At 61.5% G+C, this 24,828-nt stretch carries 25 protein-coding genes, 1 tRNA gene and 1 riboswitch; of the genes, 12 read left to right on the top strand and 14 right to left on the bottom strand.

The window, feature by feature from the left end:
* Nucleotides 1–300 precede the first annotated feature (300 nt).
* From rodA to RE432_RS07685, 5 genes are all read right to left on the bottom strand, one after another.
* The gene (gene rodA / locus RE432_RS07705) at nt 301–1,437 is read right to left on the bottom strand and encodes a rod shape-determining protein RodA (protein ID WP_310932717.1); all 1,137 of its coding nucleotides are present in this window, start codon (nt 1,435–1,437) and stop codon (nt 301–303) included.
* Nucleotides 1,434–3,353, bottom strand: a complete 1,920-nt coding sequence (gene mrdA, locus RE432_RS07700; RefSeq protein WP_310932715.1) for a penicillin-binding protein 2 — start codon at nt 3,351–3,353, stop codon at nt 1,434–1,436. The genes rodA and mrdA overlap by 4 nt, the downstream gene beginning before the upstream one ends.
* Before the next feature lie 22 nt (nt 3,354–3,375).
* Nucleotides 3,376–3,954 (bottom strand): rod shape-determining protein MreD, encoded by a 579-nt coding sequence (gene mreD / locus RE432_RS07695; protein WP_310932714.1) that lies wholly within the window; start codon nt 3,952–3,954, stop codon nt 3,376–3,378.
* Nucleotides 3,935–4,819 carry a rod shape-determining protein MreC gene (gene mreC / locus RE432_RS07690; protein WP_310932712.1) on the bottom strand — a complete coding sequence of 295 codons (885 nt, stop codon included), beginning with the start codon at nt 4,817–4,819 and terminating at the stop codon, nt 3,935–3,937. The genes mreD and mreC overlap by 20 nt, the downstream gene beginning before the upstream one ends.
* Before the next feature lie 68 nt (nt 4,820–4,887).
* Complete coding sequence (locus RE432_RS07685) at nt 4,888–5,931, bottom strand: rod shape-determining protein (RefSeq protein WP_130037429.1); 1,044 nt, start codon at nt 5,929–5,931, stop codon at nt 4,888–4,890.
* A gap of 228 nt (nt 5,932–6,159) precedes the next feature.
* Between RE432_RS07685 and gatC the strand changes: the two genes are divergently transcribed.
* Genes gatC through gatB form a run of 3 tightly spaced genes read left to right on the top strand, consistent with a single transcriptional unit; the run spans nt 6,160 to nt 9,455 of the window.
* A complete protein-coding gene (gene gatC, locus RE432_RS07680) occupies nt 6,160–6,468 on the top strand; it encodes an Asp-tRNA(Asn)/Glu-tRNA(Gln) amidotransferase subunit GatC (RefSeq protein ID WP_310932710.1) in 309 nt (102 codons plus the stop codon).
* 3 nt (nt 6,469–6,471) lie between these two features.
* The gene (gene gatA, locus RE432_RS07675) at nt 6,472–8,001 is read left to right on the top strand and encodes an Asp-tRNA(Asn)/Glu-tRNA(Gln) amidotransferase subunit GatA (protein ID WP_310932709.1); all 1,530 of its coding nucleotides are present in this window, start codon (nt 6,472–6,474) and stop codon (nt 7,999–8,001) included.
* Nucleotides 8,001–9,455, top strand: coding sequence for an Asp-tRNA(Asn)/Glu-tRNA(Gln) amidotransferase subunit GatB (gene gatB, locus RE432_RS07670; protein ID WP_310932708.1), 1,455 nt, complete (start codon nt 8,001–8,003; stop codon nt 9,453–9,455). The genes gatA and gatB overlap by 1 nt, the downstream gene beginning before the upstream one ends.
* On the opposite strand, the gene pyrE is transcribed toward gatB, so the two are convergent.
* On the bottom strand, nt 9,452–10,123 hold the full coding sequence (gene pyrE, locus RE432_RS07665) for an orotate phosphoribosyltransferase (protein ID WP_310932707.1): 672 nt from the start codon (nt 10,121–10,123) through the stop codon (nt 9,452–9,454). The genes gatB and pyrE overlap by 4 nt on opposite strands.
* Nucleotides 10,124–10,326: 203 nt before the next feature.
* On the opposite strand from pyrE, the gene RE432_RS07660 reads away from it, so the two are divergent.
* Both RE432_RS07660 and RE432_RS07655 read left to right on the top strand, forming a co-directional pair.
* The gene (locus RE432_RS07660) at nt 10,327–10,728 is read left to right on the top strand and encodes a DoxX family protein (RefSeq protein WP_310933059.1); all 402 of its coding nucleotides are present in this window, start codon (nt 10,327–10,329) and stop codon (nt 10,726–10,728) included.
* 117 nt (nt 10,729–10,845) lie between these two features.
* On the top strand, nt 10,846–11,640 hold the full coding sequence (locus RE432_RS07655; protein WP_310932706.1) for an exodeoxyribonuclease III: 795 nt from the start codon (nt 10,846–10,848) through the stop codon (nt 11,638–11,640).
* Here the strand turns inward: RE432_RS07655 and RE432_RS07650 are convergent.
* From RE432_RS07650 to RE432_RS07630, 5 genes are all read right to left on the bottom strand, one after another.
* Entirely contained in the window at nt 11,610–13,247 is a 1,638-nt protein-coding gene (locus tag RE432_RS07650) for a GGDEF domain-containing protein (RefSeq protein ID WP_310932705.1), read from the bottom strand. The genes RE432_RS07655 and RE432_RS07650 overlap by 31 nt on opposite strands.
* 65 nt (nt 13,248–13,312) lie before the next feature.
* Nucleotides 13,313–13,927 carry a trimeric intracellular cation channel family protein gene (locus RE432_RS07645; RefSeq protein ID WP_310932704.1) on the bottom strand — a complete coding sequence of 205 codons (615 nt, stop codon included), beginning with the start codon at nt 13,925–13,927 and terminating at the stop codon, nt 13,313–13,315.
* A 2-nt stretch (nt 13,928–13,929) separates the two neighbouring features.
* Nucleotides 13,930–15,162 carry a muropeptide transporter gene (locus RE432_RS07640; RefSeq protein ID WP_310932703.1) on the bottom strand — a complete coding sequence of 411 codons (1,233 nt, stop codon included), beginning with the start codon at nt 15,160–15,162 and terminating at the stop codon, nt 13,930–13,932.
* Nucleotides 15,163–15,188: 26 nt separating this feature from the next.
* A complete protein-coding gene (gene metW, locus RE432_RS07635) occupies nt 15,189–15,803 on the bottom strand; it encodes a methionine biosynthesis protein MetW (protein ID WP_310932702.1) in 615 nt (204 codons plus the stop codon).
* Complete coding sequence (locus tag RE432_RS07630) at nt 15,800–17,038, bottom strand: homoserine O-acetyltransferase (RefSeq protein ID WP_310932701.1); 1,239 nt, start codon at nt 17,036–17,038, stop codon at nt 15,800–15,802. The genes metW and RE432_RS07630 overlap by 4 nt, the downstream gene beginning before the upstream one ends.
* Nucleotides 17,028–17,106: riboswitch (SAM riboswitch) on the bottom strand. (Overlaps the previous gene by 11 nt.)
* Nucleotides 17,107–17,251: 145 nt before the next feature.
* On the opposite strand from RE432_RS07630, the gene RE432_RS07625 reads away from it, so the two are divergent.
* Nucleotides 17,252–17,566, top strand: a complete 315-nt coding sequence (locus RE432_RS07625) for a helix-turn-helix domain-containing protein (RefSeq protein ID WP_310932700.1) — start codon at nt 17,252–17,254, stop codon at nt 17,564–17,566.
* Here the strand turns inward: RE432_RS07625 and RE432_RS07620 are convergent.
* Nucleotides 17,451–17,933, bottom strand: coding sequence for a hypothetical protein (locus RE432_RS07620; RefSeq protein WP_310932699.1), 483 nt, complete (start codon nt 17,931–17,933; stop codon nt 17,451–17,453). The two genes, RE432_RS07625 and RE432_RS07620, sit on opposite strands and share 116 nt — an antisense overlap.
* Nucleotides 17,934–18,016: 83 nt before the next feature.
* Here RE432_RS07620 and gshA point away from each other — a divergent pair, with 83 nt between their 5' ends.
* The 3 genes from gshA (at nt 18,017) to RE432_RS07605 (ending at nt 22,089) form a co-directional block, all read left to right on the top strand.
* The gene (gene gshA, locus RE432_RS07615) at nt 18,017–19,585 is read left to right on the top strand and encodes a glutamate--cysteine ligase (protein ID WP_310932698.1); all 1,569 of its coding nucleotides are present in this window, start codon (nt 18,017–18,019) and stop codon (nt 19,583–19,585) included.
* A 182-nt stretch (nt 19,586–19,767) separates the two neighbouring features.
* Complete coding sequence (locus RE432_RS07610) at nt 19,768–21,669, top strand: potassium transporter Kup (RefSeq protein WP_310932697.1); 1,902 nt, start codon at nt 19,768–19,770, stop codon at nt 21,667–21,669.
* Between the two features lie 78 nt (nt 21,670–21,747).
* On the top strand, nt 21,748–22,089 hold the full coding sequence (locus tag RE432_RS07605) for a zinc ribbon domain-containing protein YjdM (RefSeq protein ID WP_310932696.1): 342 nt from the start codon (nt 21,748–21,750) through the stop codon (nt 22,087–22,089).
* A 29-nt stretch (nt 22,090–22,118) separates the two neighbouring features.
* Here RE432_RS07605 and RE432_RS07600 read toward each other — a convergent pair whose 3' ends face one another.
* Nucleotides 22,119–22,640: a YetF domain-containing protein gene (locus tag RE432_RS07600; protein ID WP_310932695.1), complete on the bottom strand. Its 522-nt coding sequence runs from the start codon at nt 22,638–22,640 to the stop codon at nt 22,119–22,121.
* Nucleotides 22,641–22,836: 196 nt separating this feature from the next.
* On the opposite strand from RE432_RS07600, the gene RE432_RS07595 reads away from it, so the two are divergent.
* Nucleotides 22,837–23,019, top strand: a complete 183-nt coding sequence (locus RE432_RS07595; RefSeq protein ID WP_310932694.1) for a type II toxin-antitoxin system HicA family toxin — start codon at nt 22,837–22,839, stop codon at nt 23,017–23,019.
* Between the two features lie 29 nt (nt 23,020–23,048).
* The gene (locus RE432_RS07590) at nt 23,049–23,441 is read left to right on the top strand and encodes a type II toxin-antitoxin system HicB family antitoxin (protein ID WP_310932693.1); all 393 of its coding nucleotides are present in this window, start codon (nt 23,049–23,051) and stop codon (nt 23,439–23,441) included.
* A 100-nt stretch (nt 23,442–23,541) separates the two neighbouring features.
* Here RE432_RS07590 and RE432_RS07585 read toward each other — a convergent pair.
* Nucleotides 23,542–23,616: transfer RNA gene (locus tag RE432_RS07585), tRNA-Arg, on the bottom strand.
* 242 nt (nt 23,617–23,858) lie between these two features.
* Between RE432_RS07585 and RE432_RS07580 the strand changes: the two genes are divergently transcribed.
* A complete protein-coding gene (locus RE432_RS07580; protein ID WP_310932692.1) occupies nt 23,859–24,782 on the top strand; it encodes a c-type cytochrome in 924 nt (307 codons plus the stop codon).
* The last annotated feature ends 46 nt before the right edge of the window (nt 24,783–24,828 follow it).

Raw genomic sequence — 24,828 nt, 5'->3', positions numbered from 1 at the left:
TGCAAAAAGCCGGGTGTGGCAAAGGGCTGTGCAGGCGCCTCGCGCACGCCGGTTCAGGCGCGCAAATCGTGGATTCAAGAGTGCGGCCTGTTTGAGGCCGGCGAATGTCGGGCCACTGGCCCGACCGGCCGAGTTCCGCACTCGCCACGATTTGCGCGCCTGGACCGGGCAGCCCTGGCGCAGCCAGGGCCGTAGCGCGCGAAGCCGGAACAGCCCTTTGCCACACCCGGCTTTCTTTAGAACGAAGAGCCCCACCTTTAGAACGAAGAGCCCCCAACACCGCCACAAGCCATCAAGCCGCTAATTCCTCACCGGCCGATAACGGCTGATGCTCATCAAAATCCCGCAGGCGATCCCCAGCGTCAGCAAGGCCGTGCCGCCATAGCTCATGAAAGGCAAAGGCACGCCCACCACCGGCAGAATGCCCGTGACCATGCCCACATTCACAAACACATAGACGAAAAACATCATCGACATGGCGCCCGCCATCAGCCGGCCGAACTGGGTGTGCGCACGCGCCGCAATCGCCAGCCCGCGCACAATCAACAGCGCATACAGCACCAGCAGCATAATGCCGCCGTAAAAACCGAACTCTTCCGCATACACTGCAAAAATAAAGTCCGTCGTGCGCTCTGGAATAAAGTCCAGATGCGTCTGCGTCCCCATCATATAGCCCTTGCCGTACACACCGCCCGAGCCCACCGCGATCATGGACTGTATGGTGTGAAAACCCTTGCCCAGCGGATCGGAGCTGGGGTCCAGCAGCGTACACACCCGGTGCTTCTGGTACTCATGCAAGACCACCCAATCGATTCCCGGCTGGCAGATGTCCGTTTCGTAATACACCAGCGTCCCCAGCCCCAAGACCATCACCACCGCGGCCGGCGCCAGCAGTTTGAACGACAGCCCCCCGAAGTAAATAACGCAGAAACCCGACGCAAATACCAACAGGGCCGTACCCAGATCGGGCTGCATCACGATCAGGGCGAAAGGAATAGCCAGCAAGACGCTTGCTACGAAGAAGTCCAGCACGCGCAGGCGCCCCTGATTGCGATGGAAGTACCAGGCAAGCATCATGGGCACCGAGATCTTCAGCATTTCGGACGGCTGGATACGCACCAGACCCAGGTCCAGCCAGCGCGTGGCGCCCTTGCTGGTTTCGCCGAAAAACTCCACCCCCAGCAACAGCACCACGCCCATGACATAAAAATAAGGCGCCAGACGCATCAGCAACGGGGGCGGCATCATGGCGGCTCCCCACATGAAGACAAAGGCAATCAGGAAGTTGCGCGACTGATCCGTAAAGCGCCAATCGGTTCCGCCCACCGCGGAATGCATGACGGTCATGCCCAGGATCGTCATCAATACCAGCAGCGCCAGCAGGGGCCAGTCGAACGCCGTGACGGCCTTGATCACCCATTGCATCAGGCGTTTCATTGCACGCTCCCGGAATCAGGCGCCCGGCCGGCCACGACTGCCTCTCCTGGCCTGTGGCCCGCGGTCTGCCGCTCGGGCGCAAGCCAATAGTCGAACACGCGGCGGGCCACCGGCGCGGCCACCGTCGCCCCCCAACCGCTGTTCTCCACGATCAGGGCCAGCGCTATCTTGGGGTTCTCCATGGGAGCATAAGCCATGAACAGGGCATGGTCGCGCAAACGCTCGTCAATCTCGCTGGCTTTGTATTTGGCGCCCCTTAGGCTATAGACCTGCGCCGTGCCGGTTTTTCCGGCAGCCTGATACGGAGCCCCTGCGAATGCCCGCCGGGCGGTGCCTTTGCGCATGACATCCGCCATCGCGTTGCGGATCACTTCAAGGTTCTCGGGTTTCAGCGGAATGACATGCGACGGTTCGGTCACGGTGGGCGTGAGCGTGCCGGCCTGGGAATTCTCGACCAGGCTGACCAGATGCGGTTTCATGTAAACCCCTCCGTTGGCCAGCACCGAGGTCGCCTGCGCCAACTGCAGCAGCGTGAAAGCGTTGTAGCCCTGCCCTACCGCAACCGACACTGTCTCGCCTGCATACCAGCGCTGCTGATCGGGCTTCTTGTATGCCTGGCGCTTCCATTCAGTGGACGGCAGGACGCCCCGGCGCTCGCCGTCCAGGTCAATACCGGTAATCTGGCCGAAGCCAAACTGCTGGCTGAAGTCGTGCAAGGCGTTGACGCCTATGTCGGGACCCAGCGAATAAAAATAAGTGTCGGACGACACCACGATGGCGCGGTGCATATCGGTGGGTCCGTAGGCCACGCTGCCCGCATTGCGAAAGCGCTGGCCGCCCAGTTCGAAAAAGCCCGGATCGGGAATACGCTCGGTGGCGCTGCGCTTGCCCATTTCCAGCGCGGCAAGGCCCACAAAAGGCTTGTAGGTCGACCCGATGGGGTAGGTGCCGTACAACGGCCGGTTGATCAGGGGGTGGTCAGGTGATTCGTTCAGCTTGCGCCAGTTCTCGACATCGATGCCGTCGATAAACAGATTCGGGTCGAATGACGGCGCCGACACGAAGGCCAGCACATCGCCCGTGCTGGGCTCGATCGCCACCAGGGCGCCGCGCCGCCCGGCGAATTCCTGCTCCGCCACCTTCTGCAGGCCGATATCAAGGGACAAGACTAGGTCCGAGCCCGGCACGGGATCGATGCGGCTAAGCGTGCGCACCGGCCGGCCGGTGGCCGTGACCTCGACCTCTTCGACGCCGGTACGGCCATGCAGGGTTTCTTCCCAGGTCTTTTCGATGCCCTTTTTGCCGATGATGTTGCTGCCGCGATAGTTGCCCGACCGGCCTTCCCGCTCGAGGGTTTCAAGGTCGGCCTCGGAAATGCGGCCTACATAGCCCAGCACGTGCGCCGCGGACTCGCCTTCGGGGTACTCGCGCACCCACCGCGCGCTCAGATCGACGCCGGGGAACTTGTAGGCATGCGCCGCAAACCAGGACGCTTCGGTATCGTTCAGATTGTTGCGCAGCAGAATCGGCGCATAGCGCCCGCTTTGATTCAGGTTCTGGAAGAACCGCCGGCGGTCGTTGGCGCTCAGATATACAAGCTGCCCCAGCTCGTTCAGAATGTCTTCCATGTCTTGCTTGACATAGGCGGGGGTGATGGACAAGGTATAGTCGCGATAGTTGCGGGCCAGCACCACCCCATTGCGGTCGACGATTTCGCCGCGCCGCGGCGGTATGGGAACCACCGCTATCCGGTTCTGGTCGGCGCGCGCCGCCAGCCCTTCGTAGCGGACGACCTGCAAATACCACAGCCGCGCCCCCAGCCCGCCAAAACACAGGGCCGCAAAGACGCCCGCCACCACGACGCGTATCAGCATGCGCCGCTTCAGATGGTGGGTGGTCTTCTTGAATTCGAACATGGGGCGGATCCTGGCTAGTCGGTCACACGGAGCCCGCGTCCGTTTCGTCCATCCTGCGCTGCGGCATATGCAGCAGAATATCGGCCAGCGGCCAGAGCGCCGCGGTAAACAGCGCCGACCAGAGCCACGACCAGCCGACCCACTCACCCGAAAGCCAGGCGCAAATGAACTGGGTCACCGCCGCCGCCACGACAAAGACCGGCAACATGTGGATGGCCTGTATGGTTGCATTGAAGCGCTGCAGGCGGCGGCGCAGAACCAGCGCGCCATAGGCGACCAGGGTATAGCTCAGGGCATGCCCGCCCAGCAAGGCCGCGTCATGCACATCCATGAAAATCCCGAATACAAAGGCGGTCAGCATGGTGACGCGCTGCGGCTCATTCAGGCACCAAAATGCAATGACCAGCAACAATAGGTCGGGGGCCGGGTCCCATAGCCGCCAGGGCAAAAGCGATATCATCCAGAACAGCAAAACCGTGAACCAGACGAACAGCAGGCTTGAAGGCTGCTTGAAGGGCGATGTGTCGATAGGCTGCAGGGCCGTCAACGGCGAGTGCCTGCCTGCGCTGAGCGGCATGCCGCTATTCGGCTTGCGAACCATTCAACAGGCCCCCTTGAAGCGTTTGATCCGCGTTATCGACCCGCAGGACCAGAAAATGGCGGTGCCGCTCGGGGTGCGACAAGGGTGTCGCTACCGCCAGGGCAAAACCCGACGCCGCATCGCGCTGCACGTGGTCGACCGTGGCCACTGACAGGCCGGCGGGAAACAAACCGCCGATGCCGCTGGTAATCAGCGTGTCGCCGGGGGCCAGATCGACATTGGCGGTCAGGTAACGCACCTCGACCTTGCCCGATATATTGCCGCCGAAGGCAATCAAGCGCAAGCCATTGCGCAGCACCTGGACCGGAATCGACACCTTGTCGTCGGTCAGCAATGCCGCCTCGGACGTAAAAGGGGTGACCCGCACGATCTGCCCCACGACACCGCCCTCGTCAATGACGGGCATGCCCGGACGGATGCCGCTGGCCGAACCTTTATTGAAAATAAGGTGGTGCGAGAACGCATTGGAAGGCTCGTACAGCACCTCGACCGCCACAGACGGCTGGACAACCGCATCGGCTACGCTAAGAAGGCGGCGCAACTGTTCGTTTTCGGCGGCCAACTGCGCCGCATGCGTCGAAATCTGCGCCAGCTCGATCCGCTGGCGCTGCAGGGCTTCTTTTTCAGTGCGCGCCACGGCGGCGGCGTCCGCCCAGTTATTGATGTGCTCAAGGGCGTCGCGCGGCGCGAACATGGCGCGCTGAAACGGGTAAATCACGACCGACACGGCCTGCCGGGCCGGATCGAGCACTGTCCAGCGCGCATCGACCAGCAGCAGGCCAAGCGCCATCAGGACGAACACGAACAGCCTGAACTCCGCGGTGGGCCCGCGCTTGAACAGCTTGATCGTGCCTGACTCTTGCATGGATGAGTGTGCCTACGCCTTGACAGATCCGGCGCACCAAGGAAACACCGGATCCTGCTGAATCGAATTTAGTCGTAAATGAAGACCGAACCCAGGCGCTCCAGGTGTTCAAGCGCTTCGCCGCAGCCGCGCACCACGCAGGTCAGGGGGTCTTCGGCCACCACCACGGGCAGGCCGGTTTCTTCTTGCAGCAGGCGATCCAGATCGTGCAGCAGCGCGCCGCCGCCGGTCAGGGCAATGCCTTTGTCGGTGATGTCGGCGCCCAGTTCCGGGGGCGTCTGTTCGAGCGCCGTCTTGACGGCCGATACGATCTGATTCAGGGGGTCGGTGAGGGATTCCAGGATCTCGTTGGACGACACCGTGAAGCTGCGCGGCACGCCTTCAGACAGGTTGCGGCCCTTGACTTCGATTTCACGGATCTCAGAGCCCGGGAATGCGGAACCGATTTCTTTCTTGATGAGTTCGGCGGTGGGCTCGCCGATGAGCATGCCGTAGTTGCGGCGGATGTAGTTGATAATGGCTTCGTCGAACTTGTCGCCGCCAACGCGGACCGAGCCTTTGTACACCATGCCGCCCAAGGAAATAATGGCCACTTCGGTGGTGCCGCCGCCGATATCGACCACCATTGAGCCGCTGGCATCGGATACGGCCAGGCCCGCGCCGATGGCGGCCGCCATGGGTTCTTCGATCAGGTAGACTTGGCTGGCGCCGGCGCCCAGGGCCGACTCGCGGATCGCGCGGCGCTCGACCTGCGTGGAGCCGCAAGGCACGCACACAATGATGCGGGGGCTGGGGGCAAACATGCTGCGCGGATGCACCATGCGGATGAACTGCTTGAGCATTTGCTCGGTCACGGTGAAGTCGGCGATCACGCCGTCTTTCATGGGACGTATGGCTTCGATGTTGCCCGGCACGCGGCCCAGCATCTGTTTGGCCTCGCGGCCGACAGCCTGGATGATTTTCTTGCCGCTGGGTCCGCCGTCGTGGCGAATGGCGACGACCGAAGGCTCGTCCAGCACAATGCCCTTGCCGCGGACGTAAATCAGGGTGTTGGCGGTACCGAGGTCGATCGCCATATCGCTGGAGAAGTAACTACGAAGGAATCCGAACATGGGCGCTCAGTGATATGAAAATTGAAAGAAATCCGTTAAGGTCAGCCCCACGGCAGGCACAAAGAGGCGCGCAGAAAAATGACTAACGAATTAAACCGACAATGATAACTTATAATTGTCGCTTGATAAGGTCGAATAACGGCATATTATTTTCTGTAACCAGCCCGTTCACAGAGCCGCTTACGCTTTATTGCATGTCGGCCGGAACCCTCTCTAATATATAAACCCATGGCAATTACCGAACAAGACGTAGCCCGCATCGCGAGGCTTGCGCGCATTGAGCTTTCGCCAGACGAAAGCGCACGCGCCCAGCATGAACTGAACGGCATCCTGGGCCTGATCGAGCAGTTGCAGGCCGTTGATACCCACGGTATCGAGCCCATGGCCCACCCCCTGTCGGCGCACCAGGACATCAAGCTGCGCCTGCGCGACGACGCCGCCGCGGCGACCCGGACGCTCGATGAGCGCAAGGCCCTGATGGCCAATGCCCCCGCCGAAGACAATGGCCTTTTCCTGGTTCCCACGGTAATCGAGTAAACGATGTCAAGCACGCCACTTCATACTGAATTCGACAGCATCGCCCACTTGCGCGATGCCCTGAGGGACCGCAAAGTCAGCGCCCGCGAGCTGGCGTCCAGCGCGCTGGACGCCGCCCAGGCACGCGCGGACCTGAACGCCTTCCTGCATATCGACCCTGACCTGACCCTGGCGCAGGCCGACGCCGCCGATCAGCGGCTGGCGAGCGGGCAGCCGCCGGCCCTGGCGGGCGTGCCCATCGCCCATAAAGACGTTTTCGTCACGCAGGGCTGGCGCACCACCGCGGCCAGCAAAATGCTGGGCCAGTATGTCAGCCCCTTCGACGCGACGGTGGTCAGCCGCCTGCAACAGGCCGGCGCCGTCTCGCTGGGCAAGCTCAATTGCGACGAATTCGCCATGGGCTCGGGCAACGAGAACTCCGCCTTCGGCCCCGTCCGCAACCCCTGGGACCCTTCCGCCGTACCCGGCGGGTCGTCAGGCGGGTCGGCCGCGGCCGTTGCGGCTGGACTGGTCATGGGCGCGACCGGCACCGACACCGGCGGCTCGGTACGCCAGCCTGCGGCGCTTTGCGGCGTCAGCGGCATCAAGCCCACTTACGGCACAGTCTCGCGGTTTGGCATGGTCGCCTATGGCTCCAGCCTGGATCAGGCCGGCCCCATTGCGCGCCACGCCCGCGACCTGCTGGCGCTGCTGGACCCCATGTCGGGCTTCGACCCCCGCGACGCCACCAGTCTTGAAAGCTGCGACGGCAGCCAGAACCAGCCTGGCCGCATCCAGGCCGATTTCCAGACCGCCGCCGCCAGCCAGGAAGCCGCCGGCAGCCAGCCGCTGAAAGGCTTGCGCATTGGCGTGCCCAAGGAATTCTTCAACGCCAGCCTGGCGCCCGACGTTGCCGGCGCAATAGAGGCCGCCCTGCAGGTGTTCGAATCGCTGGGAGCCGTGCGCGTCGGCATCTCGCTGCCCCGCACCGAGCTGTCCATCCCCACTTATTACGTCATTGCGCCCGCCGAGGCCTCCAGCAACCTGTCGCGCTATGACGGCGTGCGTTACGGCCACCGCGCCGCGCAGTATGGCGACCTGGCTGAAATGACCAGCCGCTCGCGCACGGAAGGCTTCGGCGCCGAAGTCCTGCGCCGCATCATGGTAGGCACCTATGTGCTGTCGCATGGCTATTACGACGCCTATTATCTGCAGGCCCAGCGCGTGCGCCGCATGATCGTCAACGACTTCCAGCAAGCCTTTTCCAGCCAGTGCGACGTCATCATGGGGCCGGTCACCCCCAGCGTTGCCAAGCACATTGGCGATAATCGCGAAGACCCGACTGCCGACTGGCTGGCCGACATCTACACCCTGGGCATCAGCCTGGCCGGCCTGCCGGCCATGTCCATACCTTGCGGCTTCGGCGCCGAAAGGCCCTTGCCGGTGGGGCTGCAGATCATCGGCAATTATTTCACCGAAGGCCGGCTGCTTGCCCTGGCCGACCGCTACCAGCAAGTCACTGACTGGCACCAACGCAAACCGGAACAGCAATAATGGAATGGGAAATCGTCATCGGCCTGGAAACGCACACGCAGCTTTCCACCGAATCCAAGATTTTTTCTGACAGCAGCACGCAATTCGGCGCAGCACCCAATACCCAGGCCAACGAAGTCGACATGGCCCTGCCCGGCAGCCTGCCCGTCATGAACAAAGGCGCGGTTGAGCGCGCCATCCGGCTGGGCCTGGCGGTTGGCGCGCACATTGCGCCCCGCTCCATTTTTGCCCGCAAGAACTACTTCTACCCCGATCTGCCCAAAAACTACCAGATCAGCCAGTTCGAAATCCCCGTCGTACAAGGCGGCGCCATCAGTTTTTTCGTCGATGGCGAAGCAAAAACGGTGAATCTGACGCGCGCGCACCTGGAAGAAGACGCCGGCAAGTCCCTGCACGAGAATTTCACCGGGCCGCACGGGGAATCCTCGACCGGCATCGACCTGAATCGCGCCGGCACGCCTTTGCTGGAAATCGTCTCGGAGCCTGAAATGCGCTCGGCGGCCGAAGCGGTGGCCTACGCCCGCGCCCTGCACGGGCTGGTCGTCTGGCTGGGCATCTGCGACGGCAACATGCAGGAAGGCTCGTTCCGCTGCGACGCCAACGTATCGGTGCGCCGCAAGGGCGACCCGGTACTGGGCACCCGCACCGAGATCAAGAACGTCAACTCCTTCCGCTTTCTGGAACGCGCCATTCTGTTCGAGGCGCGCCGCCAGATAGAACTCATCGAAGACGGCGGCAAGGTGGTGCAGGAAACGCGCCTGTACGACTCCGACCTGGACGAAACCCGCAGTATGCGCAGCAAGGAAGACGCCCACGATTACCGCTACTTTCCCGATCCCGACCTGCCCCCGCTGGTGATCGAGCCTGAATGGGTGGAACGCGTCAAGGCCGCTATGCCGGAACTGCCCGCCCAGAAGCGCGCCCGCTTCGAGCAGGACCTGGGCCTGAGCGCCTACGATGCCGCCCAGCTCACCATGTCGCGCGCCGGCGCCGACTATTTCGAAGCCGTGTCCGGCCAGTTGCCGCAAGGCCAGGCCAAGCTGGCCGCCAACTGGGTGCTGGGTGAATTGTCGGCCGCCCTGAATCGCGAGGAACTGGATATCGCCCAAAGTCCTGTCGCGCCGGCCGGCCTGGCCGCGCTGATCGCACGCATCATCGATGGCACGATCTCGAACAAAATGGCCCGCGATGTATTCGGCGCCATGTGGGCCAAGGAACACGGCGGCGATCCCGATGCGATTATCCAGGCGCGCGGCCTGAAGCAGATCAGCGACAGCGGCGCCATTAGCGCCATGATCGACGAGGTCCTGGCGGCCCACCCCGCCATCGTCGAGGAATATCGGGCCGGCAAGCAGAAGGCCTTCAATTCCCTGGTCGGCCAGGTCATGAAAGCCGCCAAAGGCAAGGCCAACCCGCAGCAGGTGAATGACCTGCTTAAGGAAAAGCTGGGCTAAACGCCGTATTTGGCCCGATAGGCCGCGACGGCTTCGCGGTGCTCGGCCAATGCGGCATCGCCTTCGAGCACGGCCATGATGTCGGCCAGCGAAGCGATGCTGACCACCGGGATGCCGTAAGTTGCGGCCACGTGCTGCACCGCGGAATGCGCCGACAAGGCATCGTCGGCGCCGGCGCGCTCCATGCGGTCCAGCGCAATCAGCACAGCGGCAGGCTCGGCCCCGGCTTGCCGGATAATGTCCACCGACTCGCGCACTGACGTTCCCGCCGTAATCACATCGTCGATGATCACGACCTTGCCGCGCAGCGGCGCCCCCACCAGCATGCCGCCTTCGCCATGGTCTTTGGCTTCTTTGCGATTGAAGGCGAACGGCACATCGCGGCCGGCCAGCGACGCGTGGCCGGCCAGCGCGACCGATGTGGCGGCCGCCAATGGAATCCCTTTGTAGGCCGGACCGAACAGCATATCGAACGCAATGCCCGAATCGACCAGGGCCTGCGCATAGAATTGCGCCAGCCGCCCCACCGAGCGGCCGGTGTTGAAGAGCCCGGCATTGAAGAAGTAAGGGCTCAGGCGCCCTGATTTAACCTTGAAGCTGCCAAAACGCAAAACCCCCTGATCCAAGGAAAAGCGCACGAAATCCGCGCGGTTGGAAGTATCAGCCATGATTCATATTGAAAGGGAAAACCGGTATTATCCGTCATAACGCCCAGTTGCCCAATGCGCCGGCCAGGTGCTTCTTAATGAAACACCCGGCACTGCGCGCCGGACATTTGGGATTACTATACGCAGCAACCGCCGATTTTTGCAGTGCTTATGTTTTATCAAGGCCGTATCTTGCACCACCACACCAACCGGGGAATGACATGATGAACGACACTTGCACCACTTGGACACCACGCGTACTCAGTATCTTGCGCATTGTCGCCGGCTACTGCCTGTTGTGGCATGGCACCAGCAAATATTTCGGATTTCCCGGAAACGCCATCGACGGCCTGCAGATATTCTCGATGATGGGTATTGCAGGGCTGATCGAACTGATCGCCGGCATTTTGCTGATCATCGGCCTGTTCACCCGCGGCGCAGCTTTCGTGGCCTCGGGCTTCACCGCGGCCGCCTATTTCATCGGCCATGTGGCGTCCAAGGGCATGCTGCTGTTCCCAGCCATGAATGGGGGCGAAGCCGCCGTCTTGTTCTGCTTTGTTTTCCTGTACATTTTTTTCGCCGGCCCCGGCCCCTGGAGCGTCGACGCGGCACGCCGTAAATCGTAAGCGCGGCATCCGCCGCGCAGTTCCATGCCCGGGGCGGCGAATCATCGGCCGCAGCGCCCGGGCCCTTCAATTCGGGTTACAGTTTGGGCTTCTTCAGTACTTTAGAAGCGCCACATCATGCTCCGTGTCATCTCCGCCAACCTCAACGGCATCCGCTCAGCGGTCAGCAAAGGCTTTCTGGGCTGGGTCGCCCAGCAAAATGCCGACTTCATCTGCATGCAGGAATTGAAGGCCCAGGCCGACAACATGACCGCCGACATGCTGAACCCCGAAGGCTACTACGGCTACTTCCACTATGCCGAGAAAAAAGGCTATAGCGGCGTGGGCCTGTATGCGCGCCAACAGCCGCAGCAGGTGATCCAGGGACTGGGCGTGCCTGAAATCGACATGGAAGGCCGCTACCTGGAACTCCTCTACGACCAATTGTCGGTCATTTCCGTCTACCTGCCCTCCGGCTCCAGCGGGGATCATAGGCAGGCCGCCAAGTATGTATTCATGGAACACTTCTTCAGCCACCTGGATGCGCTGGCCAAGTGCGGGCGCCAGGTCATCCTGTGCGGCGACTGGAATATCGCCCACCAGGAAATCGACCTGAAGAACTGGAAGGGCAATCTGAAAAACAGCGGCTTCCTGCCGGAAGAGCGCGCCTGGCTGACCCGCGTCTTCGATGAAATGGGCTGGATGGATGTGTACCGCCGCCTATACCCCGACGCCACAGGCGACGCCTACACCTGGTGGAGCAACCGGGGGCAGGCCTGGGCCAAAAACGTGGGGTGGCGCATCGATTACCAGATCGCAACCCCCGACATCGCTGCCACCGCAAAAGAAGCGCGCATCTACAAAGCGGAACGCTTCAGCGACCACGCTCCGCTTACCATCGACTACGACTGGACGCTGTCCGGCGCATCGTAAAAGCAGTAGGCATTGCTTCCGCCTCGTTTGGCGTGATACATGGCCATATCGGCCTGCGACAGCAAATGGCCGGCCGTCAGCGGCCCGCCCTGATACACCGCGATCCCTATCGATACGGTCAACGCCAGCGTGTGCTCGCCGACGCGATAGGGCTGGCGCATGCGAACCAGGTACTCCTCGGCGATTTTCCCGGCATTGCGGTGGGCGTCATCCAGATCGATCAACAGCACGATGAACTCATCGCCCCCAAACCGGGCCACGGTGTCGGTGCGCCGCCGCCCTTGGGCCAGGCGCTTGGCCACCTGCACCAGCGCGGCGTCGCCCACCTCGTGCCCATACCGATCATTGATAGGCTTGAACTGGTCCAGATCAAAGAACAGCACCGCAAAGGAGGTCCCGTTCCTGGCTGCCCGCTCCACCGCCTGCTGCAGCCTATCGTCCAGAATGCCGCGGTTGAGCAAGCCGGTCAGTGCATCGTGATGCGCCATGAACGACAAGCGCGCCTCGGTGTCCTTGAGCGCTTCTTCCTTTTCCCGCAGGCGGCCCACCAGCCTGTTGAACCCCTGTACCAGTTCGCCCACCTCGTCATTCCGGGTGATGGCCAACTGGCCCAGTTCGCGCTTGCCATCAGCCATATCCCGGATAGCCCTGGCGGTGTTGGTCAGCGGCGTCAATATGCGGGACAACAGCAAAAGCAGCGCACCCAGCACGACCACCAGGGCCACCACAGTGCTATTCAGGATCATGCTCTGCAAAAGCTGGATGGGTGCGAACGCCTCTTTGACCGGAAGATGCGCCTCTACAAACCAACCCGTGCTGGGGATGCTGACGATGGCCGACAATTCCTCGACGCCTGCGGCATTGATGGTGGTGCCCGTGCCCCGGTAGCCTTCCATCGCGCGGTCATGCAGCAGGTTCACGCCGGGCCCGGGCGTAGGCTTGAGTATCATCGACGGGTCGCTGGCGCTGACATACACCTTGTCAGCCGGTGAAATCAGCAGCAGGCCGCCGCCCGTGTCCCTGGAATGGTGCAGCAAGCCCTGAAGAAAGCCCGACGCGTCCAGCCTGACAAAACCGGCCAGGACCGCCACCGAGTGCCCCTCGTCATCGCGCACCGGCATGGCAAAGGCGATGACCGGCTCACCCGCCGCGAATCCCCGCTGTGGGCCGCCGACAACGGGAGCATGGGTATTCAGCGCCGCAAGAAACCATCCCTTCTCCCTGAAATCCATGGACTCGTTCTCAGCAACGGGCGACGAGCCGCCCAGCAATGACGTGCCCTCGGTATCGATCGCGTACAAGCCCGCCCGGAAACTGCCCAGCAGGCGCTGACGCTCTTGAAGCCAGTCCGACAAAGCACCCGGCTGGTCGAGCCGTTCATGCGGAAACGAATGGGCCATCAACTGGATCGCCGTTCGCCGCTGCTCGATGCTCCGCTCGATATCGCGAGCCACGTAGGATGCGATGGACAATTGCTGGTCGGCCACCAGATCGCGCAGCAAATCCTTGACCGGCGGCAATGCAATCAACAACCGCAGCACGGCGCTCGCCAAGACGAGTGAAACGCCCAGCGCAATCAGACGGAACCGTATGGTGTGGACATTCATTGACCGCCTACCTTACCGCAACAGCGTGAAACCAAATGATACTTAAGATTTGGCCTATTGAGACGCTAGCGCCACTCATCGCGATAAACGAACTTGGGCATTTGCCAGTTGTAGCGTAGCGCCAGCATGCGCACCACCAGACCGACAATCATGGAAGCGACCATGGACACGTTCAGGTTCATCCCCAGGTACTGCGCACCGATGAACAATGATCCGGTCAGCACCGACACGCTGGCGTACAGCTCTTTGCGCAGCAGCAAGGGAATGTCGTTGCACAAGATATCGCGCAATATGCCGCCGGCGCAGCCGGTGATCATGCCGCTGATCAGCACCACCGTCGTGGGCAGTTCCATGCGCAGCGCAATCTGGCAACCGATCACCGTAAAGACCACCAGCCCCAAGGCATCGAGCCATAGAAAGACGCGGCGCAGACGGCGCATCACGGGGGCGACCAGCGCCGTCAGCAAGGCCGCTGCCGCCGTGATCCATAGATACTCGGGATGCAATACCCAGGTGACGGGATAATGTCCCAGCACCACATCGCGCAAGGTGCCCCCGCCCAACGCCGTCACGCAGGCAATAATCGATACCCCGACCCAGTCCATATCGCGCCGGCCGGCGGCCAGCGCCGCCGTCATGGCTTCGGCGGTAATGGCGATCAAGTACAGGGCGAGCAGCATGGCTAAGGCTGGCCGTCCAGGCCGTCGATTTCCGCCCGGCGCAAGCGCAGCAGAATCAGGCCCGGCAAGGCAATCAGCACCGTGACGACGAAAAAGCCCGGCCATCCTATGGTTTCCACCAGCGGCGGCGTGAGCGGGCCGGCCAGATAAGTGCGCCCCACCGCCGACAAGGCGGACAGCAAGGCAAACTGGGTTGCCGAGAATTCCTGCTTGCACAATGCCATCAGCAAAGCCACGAACGCGGCCGTGCCCAGCCCGCCGCACAGGTTTTCAACCGCCACCACCAGCGCCATGGAATACACATGCGGCGGCGTCACCGCCAGCACCCAATATCCGAAGTTGGATACGGCCTGCAGCAGGCCGAACAGCATCAAGGACCGGTACAGGCCGAGCCGCGTCATGATGGAACCGCCGGCCAGGGCGCCGACAATGGTGGCGGCCAGGCCGAACACCTTGTTGATAGTGCCGACTTCGGAAACGCTGAAACCCGCCCCGCGCAGCAGGAACGTCGTCGACAAGGCGCCGGCGAAGGCATCGCCCAGCTTGTACAGCACGATAAGCAGCAAGATCGTGATCGCGCCCCGGCGCCTGAAGAATTCCACCATGGGCTCGACCACCGCCACGGCCAGCGAGCGCGGCGCCTGCGCCACCACTTCCGGTTCGGGCGCGAGCAAGGTGGCAATGGCGCATACCGCCATGAAGCCGCCCATCAGGAAATACATATTCCCCCAGCCCAGCCACTGGTCGGCCAGGACCAGGGCCAGCCCCCCCGACACAATCATGGCCAGGCGGTACCCCAGCACCTTGACGGCCGCGCCCGCGGCCCGCTCTTCCGTGCGCAGCACGTCGGTGCTGTAGGCATCGAACGCAATGTCCTGCGTGGCCGACAAAAAGGCAACCAGAACCGCCAGCGCGGCCAGCAGACCCAGGCTGCCCGAGGGCGACAACAGCCCCATGCCGGCAATCGAGGCCGCCAGCAGAAGCTGCGTCAGGAATATCCAACTGCGCCGCCGCCCCAGCACCGGCGGCGCGTAGCGGTCAATCAAGGGCGCCCACAGAAACTTAAGCGTGTACGCCGTGCCGATCAGCGTCAGAAAACCGATATTCTGCAACGACACATTATCGACCGTTGCCCATGCCTGCAGTGTTCCGGTGGTCAAGGCCAGCGGCAGCCCGCTTGCAAAGCCCAGCACCAGCAAAGGGAAAACGCGCGGACTGGCATAGACACGGGTCAATGAAGAGATGATGGCACCTTTTTACGTCAGTTAGGGGACTCGAAGCGATAGACCGCCAGGGTGCTGCGCCAACTGGGCAGAAGTTTAACTTCTTTGTTGCCATTGAAGGTGGCCAGGTGCGTGATGCGCAACTGCAAAGCCAAGGCAAGGTCTTCAAAGTCCTTCAACGTGCACAGGTGGATATTGGGCGTGTCAAACCACTGATAAGGCATTTCGCCCGTCACCGGCATGCGGCCCCGCAATATCGACCAGCCATGCGGCCAATAGCCGAAATTGGGGAAGGACACAATGCCGAAACGGGCAACGCGCGCCATTTCCCGCAGGATGTGCTCGGTGTTGTGCATGGACTGCAGGGTGCGGGACAGCACCACCGTGTCGAACTGCTGGTCGTCGAACAGCGCCAGCCCTTCTTCCAGGTTCTGCTGAATGACCGGCACGCCGCGCCGCACGGCCGCGATCATTTGCTCGTCGTTCAGCTCAACCCCGGCGCCCACCACATTCTTGCTGTTTTGCAGATAAGCCAGCAAGGTGCCGTCGGCGCAGCCCAGGTCCAGCACCCTGCTGTCAGGCGCTATCCAGCTGGCGATGCGTTTCAGGTCGGCGCGGACGTGGCGCGGCGCGATGGCTGCTTGGCGGCTCATGCCAGGACCCCCGTCGTGCGTTTGCGCTCGTCCAGCCCCAGCTTGGCCGCGATCCGGTCATAGTAGCCCTGGACCACCGCATGGTAGCGCGCATCGTCCAGCAAAAAGGCGTCATGGCCATGCGGCGCATTGATTTCGGCATAGGTGACCGGCCGCTTGTTCTTGAGCAGCGCCCGCACGATCTCGCGCGAGCGTTCCGGTGGAAAGCGCCAATCGGTGCTGAAGGACACCAGCAGGAAATCCGCCGTGACGGCCTGCAGCGCGCGCGCCAGATCGCCGCCATGGCTGCGCGACGGATCGAAGTAATCCAGGGCGCGCGTAATCAGCAGATAAGTATTCGCGTCGAAATAAGTCGAGAACTTTTCACCCTGATAGCGCAGGTAGGATTCGACCTCGAACTCGACATCGTAGCCGTAATGGAACTCGCCATTGTCGGCGGGCGCGCGTTGCGTGCGGCCGAACTTGGCCGCCATGTCGTCATCCGACAAATAGGTAATGTGGCCCACCATGCGCGCCACAGACAGACCGTGCCGCGGCACGGTGTTGTTGGCGTAATAATCGCCGCCGTTGAAATCGGGGTCGCTGATAATGGACCGGCGCGCCACTTCGTTGAAGCCGATATTCTGCGCCGACAGGCGCGGTGTGCTGGCGATGACGATACAGTGCTCGATACGCTCGGGGCAGGTAATGGCCCAACTCAGGGCCTGCATCCCCCCCAGCGACCCGCCCATGACCGCCGCAAACTTGCCAATGCCGAAATGATCGGCCAACCGCGCCTGCGCCCGCACCCAATCCTCGACGGTCAGCATGGGGAACGCCGCCCCCCACGGCTTGCCTGATTCCGGATTGATGCTGGCCGGCCCCGTGGAGCCAAAGCAGGAACCAATATTATTGACGCCAATCACGAAAAACCGATCGGTATCAACCGCCTTGCCCGGACCCACCATGTTGTCCCACCAGCCGATATCCTTGGGATTGTCGGCGGCGATGCCCGCCACATGGTGAGAAGCGTTGAGCGCGTGGCATATGAGCACCGCATTGTTGCGCTGCGCATTGAGTTGCCCATAGGTTTCAACGGCCAGCTCATAGCTGGGCAGCACCTGCCCGCTGCTCAGCGCAAGCGGTTCGGAAAAAGAAATGAATTGGGGGGAGACAATGCCTACGGAACCCGCCGGTATGGCCGGCGCTGCGCAAGCGGAAACGGTGGAGGAATCGGGTACGGAAAGTTCGGCCATATGGACCCCTTTAGCTGGATTTATGAGGCGCCCGCAAGCAGATCAAGCAAATCGGCGCCGTATCGAATCGCTATTTTATCATTCTTGCCAAGGCCGTACCCCGGGCTGTCAGCCGCGATTTTGTCCTGCGACATTTTACCTGGGCGATAAAAATTGATACATTCACTTAGAAGATGTTATTACATGTCATAAAACATCATAAGAGAGGTAAGTATGAAGCCGCTGACCGAACGAGAACTGTCATGCCTGCAGTGGGCAGCCGTCGGCAAAACCAGTTGGGAAGTGGGGATCATCATGGGGCTTGCCGAAAGAACGGTGAACTTTCATATCCATAACGCATGCCGGAAGCTGGGGGTGCACGGACGCCAGGCCGCGATTACAGCGGCCTTGCAGGCGGGCTGGCTGTCCGTGCTTACTGAGCCACGCTCAGGCCCTGCAAAAACTCATCAGCCTGCGCAGCGGGAAATGCGTCCGGCGCGGCCGTCACCAGCCCTTCGACCAGCGTGCGATCAGTCAACCAAACCCTAGCCTGCAGGCGCACGGGGCCCTGCGGCCCCTGCCCTTCGATCACGAAAGCCTGGCCGAACGCCGGTAACGGTTCGGGCTCTTGCGCCCCCAGATTCCGGTAAAGCGAACGCAGCACGGCCGTGGCAAACTCAAGCCGGTCGGCTTGGCTGGCGCGCAGCGCATCGGGCAAGGGGGCATGGGCCACCGTGAACAAGGCATCGCCCACCGTCGCGCTGGTCAGGCTGAAAGCAATGTCGTGCCCTGAAAATGGCAGCGTGCGTTCCTGGGTCCTGGGCTTGTCGGGAAAGAACGCCGTGACGACGCCATCACCCACCGACACCTGCCGCCAGTTATAGTCAGGGGAACAGGCTGCCAGGAAAATGGACATCAACCCTATCAAGCCAATACGTATCAAAGCCGCACCTCAGGTAAAATCGCCAGCGATAAAAACTTCTTTAAAGATACCCTGCAATGACCTCAAGCCAACAACGCCTCGCCCTGCTCGGCCAACACCTGACCGTGCTTCAGGGCATTTTGCGCGGTATTGAAAAAGAAGGCCTGCGCGTCGACGCCCAAGGCAGGCTGGCCACGACACCGCACCCGGAAGCATTGGGGTCGGCATTGACCAACCCGCGCATCACGACAGATTACTCCGAAGCCCTGCTCGAGCTGATCACGGGAACCCATGATTCTACCGAAAGCCTTATTCAAGAGCTTGAGCAGACCCATCGCTACGTTGCCCTGCAACTGCAGGATGAACTGGTATGGAATCAGTCCATGCCGGCAACGCTGCCGCCCGAGGCCGACATCCCCATTGCCTGGTACGGCGACTCCAACACCGGCATGCTCAAGCATGTCTACCGCCGCGGCCTGGCCGAACGCTATGGCAAAGCGATGCAATGCATTGCCGGCGTGCATTACAACTTTTCGGTGCCGGAACAGCTATGGGAACTGCTGGACATAGGGGGCGATTCGCCCGAACAGCGCAGATCCCGGGGTTACCTGGCCCAAATACGTAATTTCACACGCTATTCCTGGTTGCTGATGTACCTGTTCGGCGCCTCGCCCGCCATTTCCAGGGGCTTCCTCCCGAGCGCTGAGCCGTCTTTGCAGGTATTCGACGCCGACACCCTGTATCTGCCCTATGCCACCAGCTTGCGCATGAGCGACCTGGGCTACAAGAGCAACCAGGCGCAGGCCGAACTGCAGCTTTGCTATAACGACCTGGAAACGTTCCTGACCCGCATGCACACCGCGGTCACCACCCCCTGGCCAGAATACGAGGCCATAGGCACGCATCGCAACGGCGAATGGATACAGCTGAACACGAACATCATCCAGATCGAAAACGAGTACTACTCCAACATACGCCCCAAGCGCGCCACCGGCCGGGGCGAACGGCCCTCCGCCGCCCTGGCCGAGCGCGGCGTGCAGTACATCGAAGTGCGCTGCCTGGACATCGATCCGGCATCGCCTATCGGCATTTCAGCCGAAACCAGCCGCTTCATGGACGCCTTCCTGCTGTTCTGCGCCGCCGAGCCCAGCGCCCAGTTCGCCAATAACGGCTTCTGTACCGACAGCCACGACAACTTCGGCCTGGTCGTCAAAGAGGGCCGCAAGCCCGGCCTGACCCTGGTCAGGGAACAGCAAACGATCACCCTTGCCGACTGGGGCACTGAACTGCTCGACCGCATCATGCCCTACGCCGGCCTGCTGGACGAGGCCCAGGGCGGCGGAGATCAATACGCCCGCGCCGTCACGCTGCAACAGGCCAAGGTCGACGACAGCGCCCTGACCCCCTCGGCCGCCCTGCTGGCCGATATGCGCGCCCAAGGCCTGAGCCTGCACGATTACACGCTCAGGCAAAGCCTGCAGCATCACGACACGCTGCGCGCGGGCGGCCTGAACCCGGCCGACCTGCACGACTATGAACGGATCGTGCGGGACTCCTTTGCCGAGCAAAAGCGCCTGGAAGACGGCGATGCCGAGGATTTCGACAGCTACGTGGCGCGTTTTCACGCCGCGCTCAAGCCGCTCTGATAGCAGAAACGAAGCCGCTCGCCACGGCTTTTTTTCCCTCATCTGCATCGTTTGACGGCCGTTTAATAATAAAACCATGACGGCGGTACGGACGGCTGCCGATAGTACTGGACGTCACGGCCGCTGGCCCAAGGTGTTCTAGAATAGAGGCTGCGCATCACTTCTCATCTTCCCGGGACCTCATGGCGTCCGCTCGCAATACGCCCTTTACACACTCCAACAACACTCGCCCCAGCCCGGCCATACTGCTTGGCGCGCTAGGCGTCGTATTCGGCGACATCGGCACCAGTCCGCTGTATGCGATCAAGGTTTCACTTGCGGGATTCCCGGTGCTGGACCAGGCACATGTCCTGGGTGTTCTGTCGCTGCTCTTCTGGCTGCTGACCCTGGTGGTCTCGCTGAAATATGTGGTCTGCATCATGCGGGCCGATAACCAGGGCGAAGGCGGCATCCTGGCATTGATGGAGTTGGCCATCGGCAAGCTCCAGGGCGGAAAAAGATGGGCCTGCATCACTTTCGGCATCATCGGGGCCGCCCTGTTCTATGGCGACAGCATCATCACGCCCGCGATCTCCGTGCTCTCCGCCATCGAGGGCCTGGGCATCGTGTCCCATCGCCTGGACGCCTGGATCGTGCCCGTTTCCATCGGGGTGCTGGCCAGCCTGTTTGCCATCCAGTCGCGCGGGACCGGCGCCATGGGCAAACTGTTCGGCCCCATCATGCTGACCTGGTTTCTGGTCATCGGCCTGCTCGGCTTGTGGCGGACCATACAAACGCCTGAGGTACTGCAGGCGCTCAACCCCTGGTGGGCCTGGCAGTTCATCCACACAGCCCCGTGGGAAGTCTTCCTGCTGCTGGGCGCCATCGTGCTGGCTATTACCGGAGCGGAAACCCTGTATGTCGACATGGGCCACTTCGGCCGGCGCGCCATACGGCTGGCCTGGTTCGGCCTGGTCATGCCGGCCCTGGTCCTGGCCTATTTCGGCCAGGGCGCCTTGTTGCTGCAGAACCCGGGCGCCATCAAGAATCCGTTTTTCCTGCTGGCTCCCAATGCCGCCCTGCTGGCCTTGGTGGTTCTGGCCACCCTGGCCACCGTGATTGCGTCCCAGGCCGTCATCGCGGGAGCCTTTTCCATCACGCGCCAGGCCGTGCAACTAGGGTATTGGCCCCGCATGCAGATCGAACACACCTCTGCCAGCACCGAGGGTCAGATCTACTTGCCTCAGGTCAACCTGCTGCTGTTCATGGCTGTCATGGTGTTGATACTGGGTTTTGGATCGTCCGAGCGCCTGGCCCACGCCTACGGCTTTGCGGTGACCGGCACCATGCTTATGACCTCGCTGCTGGCCTTCATGGTATTGCCGCGGCAGGGATCGGGCTACCGGCGCGGAGTATGGTTCGCCGTGCTGACCCTATTCCTGACGATCGATCTGCTTCTGTTTTCATCCAACGCCCTGAAGATACCCCAGGGCGGCTGGCTGCCCCTGGGCATTGGCATGGCGGTCTTCACCCTGATGATGACCTGGAAAAGAGGCCGGGAGCGCCTGCACCAGGCGCTGGCCGAAGAGCACCACACGCTGGACGAGTTCATGCACAATCTGGAAGCCTTTCCACCCACGCGGGTGCCGGGTACGGCCGTGTTCATGAGCATGTTCTACGGCACTGTACCGCCCGCGCTGCTGCATAACCTCAAGCACAACAAAATCCTGCACGAACAAGTGCTGTTCCTGACGGTGCAGACAGCCAGGGTGCCCTACGTTCCCTTCCAGGAACGCTATGACATCCAGCATGTCGGCCGTGACAGCTGGCAGGTCAGGGCAACCTGGGGATTCAAGCAGGAACCCAATGTCCCCCAAATGCTGGAACAGTTGGCGCAAGATATGCCCGAGCTGAACCTGGACCCGCTACAGGTCTCATTTTTCCTGTCCAGGCAGACCATCCTGGTGCTGCGCAAGCTACCGCCCTGGGCCCGCCTGCAGCGCAGAATATTCGCCTTCATGGCCCGCAATGCGACGCGCAGCACCCGCTTCTATAAGATCCCGCCCAATCGGGTGGTTGAAATGGGCATGCAGCAAGAAGTCTGAGCCGGGCAATAATGGTATGGTCTGAGTCCTACGCTTATACCCCAGGCGCCATGGCGCCTGGCACACCAAGGATCAAAAATGAGTACATTGCCGCCCTGCCCCGCATGCGGGTCTGAATACACCTATGAAGATAGCCAGCTTCTAGTCTGTCCCGAATGCGCGCACGAGTGGCCGGCGCAGGCCGCCGCGGCGCCGGAAGAAACGGACAAGGTTTACCGCGATGCCGTCGGGAACGTCCTGCAGGACGGCGATACCGTCACGGTGATCAAGGATTTGAAACTGAAGGGATCGGGCGGCGTCGTCAAGATCGGCACTCGGGTCAAGAACATCCGCCTGGTCGACAGCGACCACGACATCGACTGCAAGATCGACGGCTTCGGCCCCATGAGCCTGAAGTCCGAGTTCGTCAAGAAGGTGTGAAGGGTATGCGGGCAGTTCAGGAGCCCGGGTCACGGCTCGCTCAACGTTGAATTTTCATTCGACACCGGCTCGCCCGTCTTGATCACGCTAAATTCACCTGTCGATTCGAGATAGGCGCGCTTGACGACGGCGAGTGACTCAATCCCTTTCAACCTGAGCTGCTCCATCAGTTCCCCATGCGTGATCTGTTCGCTGCGCAGTCCTGATTGCACAATTCTGCCATCGCGTATCAAACACACGCGTTCTGGTTCCAGTAAGCGTCGCAGGGGTGGAAAATGATAGCTGGCGCGATCGAGCAGAACACTCCACGCCACAATCGTGGCAACCACAATCATTCCATCGCCCACCGACGTTGAGTCGCCGGACATGGCATTTCCGGCCGCATCTGCCACCAGAACCAGCACCAGCATATCGGCCACCCCCAGCGAGCCCATGTCGCGCCGGCCCGACAACCTCAACAAGACGAAGAGCGCCCAGTATATTGAGGTTCCCCGGATCATCATTTCGAGAAAGCCTGCCTGCAGGCTGAATATTTCAATAAGGTCAGACAAACTTTGCTCTCCATCGTTCGGGCAGACGCATGGTTGGAGCAAACAGCATGCCTGGGCTCAAGCCTCATGACGGACGCGCCACGCGAACGCCCGTTCTCGCACCTGCGCCGCGACCGGAGCGTACCCGCACCATCGCCAGCGGGTAGTGAATTAAATGAATGTTGTGTATTTGTGTGTATTGTGTATGATTACACAAATGAACAGCGCAGACCTTATCAAGCAGATCAAAGCCGATGGCTGGTACCTGGCACATACAGTCGGGTCGCATCACCAGTTCAAGCACCCGACAAAGCCGGGTAAGGTCACTGTCCCGCATCCCAAAAAGGATTTGCCCAAGCCGACAGTGCGCAGCATCATGAAGCAAGCCGGCCTGCGATAAGCCAGCCGGTCACAGAAAAGGAGAACCGTATGCTTTATCCCATCTACGTGCATAAGGAAGACGACAGCGCCTATGGCGCCGCCTTCCCTGATATACCCGGCTGCTTTGCCGGTGCCGATGATATCCAGGCGCTTCCTCAAGCAGCGCAAGAGGCGGTCGAAGCGCACTTTGGCACTGATGAGGATCCTATCCCCGCTGCCAGCGCCCCCGATGTCTGGGCCAATGATCCCGATTACCAAGACGGTGGCTTTTGGATGCTCGTGGATATCGACCTGACTCGTATTCGCGCCCGCGCTGTGCGCTTGAATATCAGCCTACCAGAGAACTTGGTACTGCGTATCGATGCTACCGCACGTCAGCGTGGACAATCGCGCTCGGCGTTCCTGGCCACCGCTGCAGAACGAGAAATGGCCGAGGCCTGAATCGATACTACGAAGCCTTCGCAGTATCCAGAAATACAAATTTCTGGCGAATCTTTTTTGGGCAGAAAGTGGGCACAAACACCACTAACCCATTGAAATATGGCGCGCCCGACAGGAATCGAACCTGTATCAAGAGCTTCGGAAACTCTCATTCTATCCATTGAACTACGGGCGCAGGGTCGTCATTGTAGCGTGTTTGCGCGAACTTTTTTTGTCTTGAGCGCAAAGCGCGTGTTAGCGGGTATCGGCAGACGCCAAGCACGGTTTATGCATTGAAGCACTACTCTAGTTATAATCGCAGATTCAAGAGCGCCTGCTGCTTTCGCGTCCCCACGCGAGCGGGCCTCCTGCAAACAACACAACCATACAGAATTCAGGCCTTGGCGCCCTCAGACTAGGAACACGCAGGATTCGATTATGAACAATACGGAAGAACACGTCGAAGAGACCATCGAGGAGCACGAAGGCCTCATCAAAACGCCCAAGCAGTTGATCGTAACCGTCATTCTGGCGTTCATCGTGCCGATTATCGTGATCGTTCTGCTGGTGAACCTGGTTGCGGCAAGCTCTAAAATGGGCTCAGGTTCCGATGCACAATCCGAAGAAGCCATTGCCAACCGCATCAAGCCCGTCGCCGGCTTCAGCCTGGTTGACGCCAACGCGCCCAAGGTCTTCAAAACAGGCCAGCAGGTATACGAGTCCACCTGTACCGCCTGCCATGCGGCGGGTGTTGCCGGCGCCCCCAAGCTGGGTGACGAGGCAGCCTGGGCGCCGTTTATCAAGGCCGGCTACGAAGACATGATAAAGAACGCCATTCACGGCGTCGGCGCCATGCCTCCGAAGGGCGGCAATCCTTCGCTCAGCGATTTCGAAGTGGAACGCGCTGTGGTCTACATTGCCAATCAGTCCGGCGCATCGTTCGACGAGCCCAAAGAACCCGCCGGCGACGATGCCGCCGAGGCCCCGCCCGCCGACACCGCTGCGGCGGCAGCCCCTGCGCCCGCTGCCGAGCCGGCCGCGCCTCAAGCCGAACAGGCTCCCGCGGCCGAAGCTGAAGCCGCCGCCCCTGCCGCGGCGCCCGCCGACCAGGCAGCGGCCATCGATCCCGCTGGCGAAAAACTGTACAAGTCGGTCTGTTTTGCATGCCACGCCGCGGGTGTGGCCAATGCGCCCAAGCTGGGCGACAAAGCAGCCTGGGCGCCGCTTATCGCCGAAGGCATGGACAGCATGGTCGCCATCGCCATCAACGGCAAGGGCGCCATGCCGCCACGCGGCGGCTCGCAAGCCAGCGATGCGGAAATCAAGGCGGCTGTCGAATACATGGTTCACGCTTCCCAGTAATCGGTCATCCGCTCCCTGGAGCTATAAAAAAAGCCGCCGCAGTACT

The organism is Pusillimonas sp. SM2304 (assembly GCF_031628915.1).
Taxonomy (GTDB): domain Bacteria; phylum Pseudomonadota; class Gammaproteobacteria; order Burkholderiales; family Burkholderiaceae_B; genus Pusillimonas_C.
This window is presented reverse-complemented; position numbering and strand designations above follow the sequence as displayed.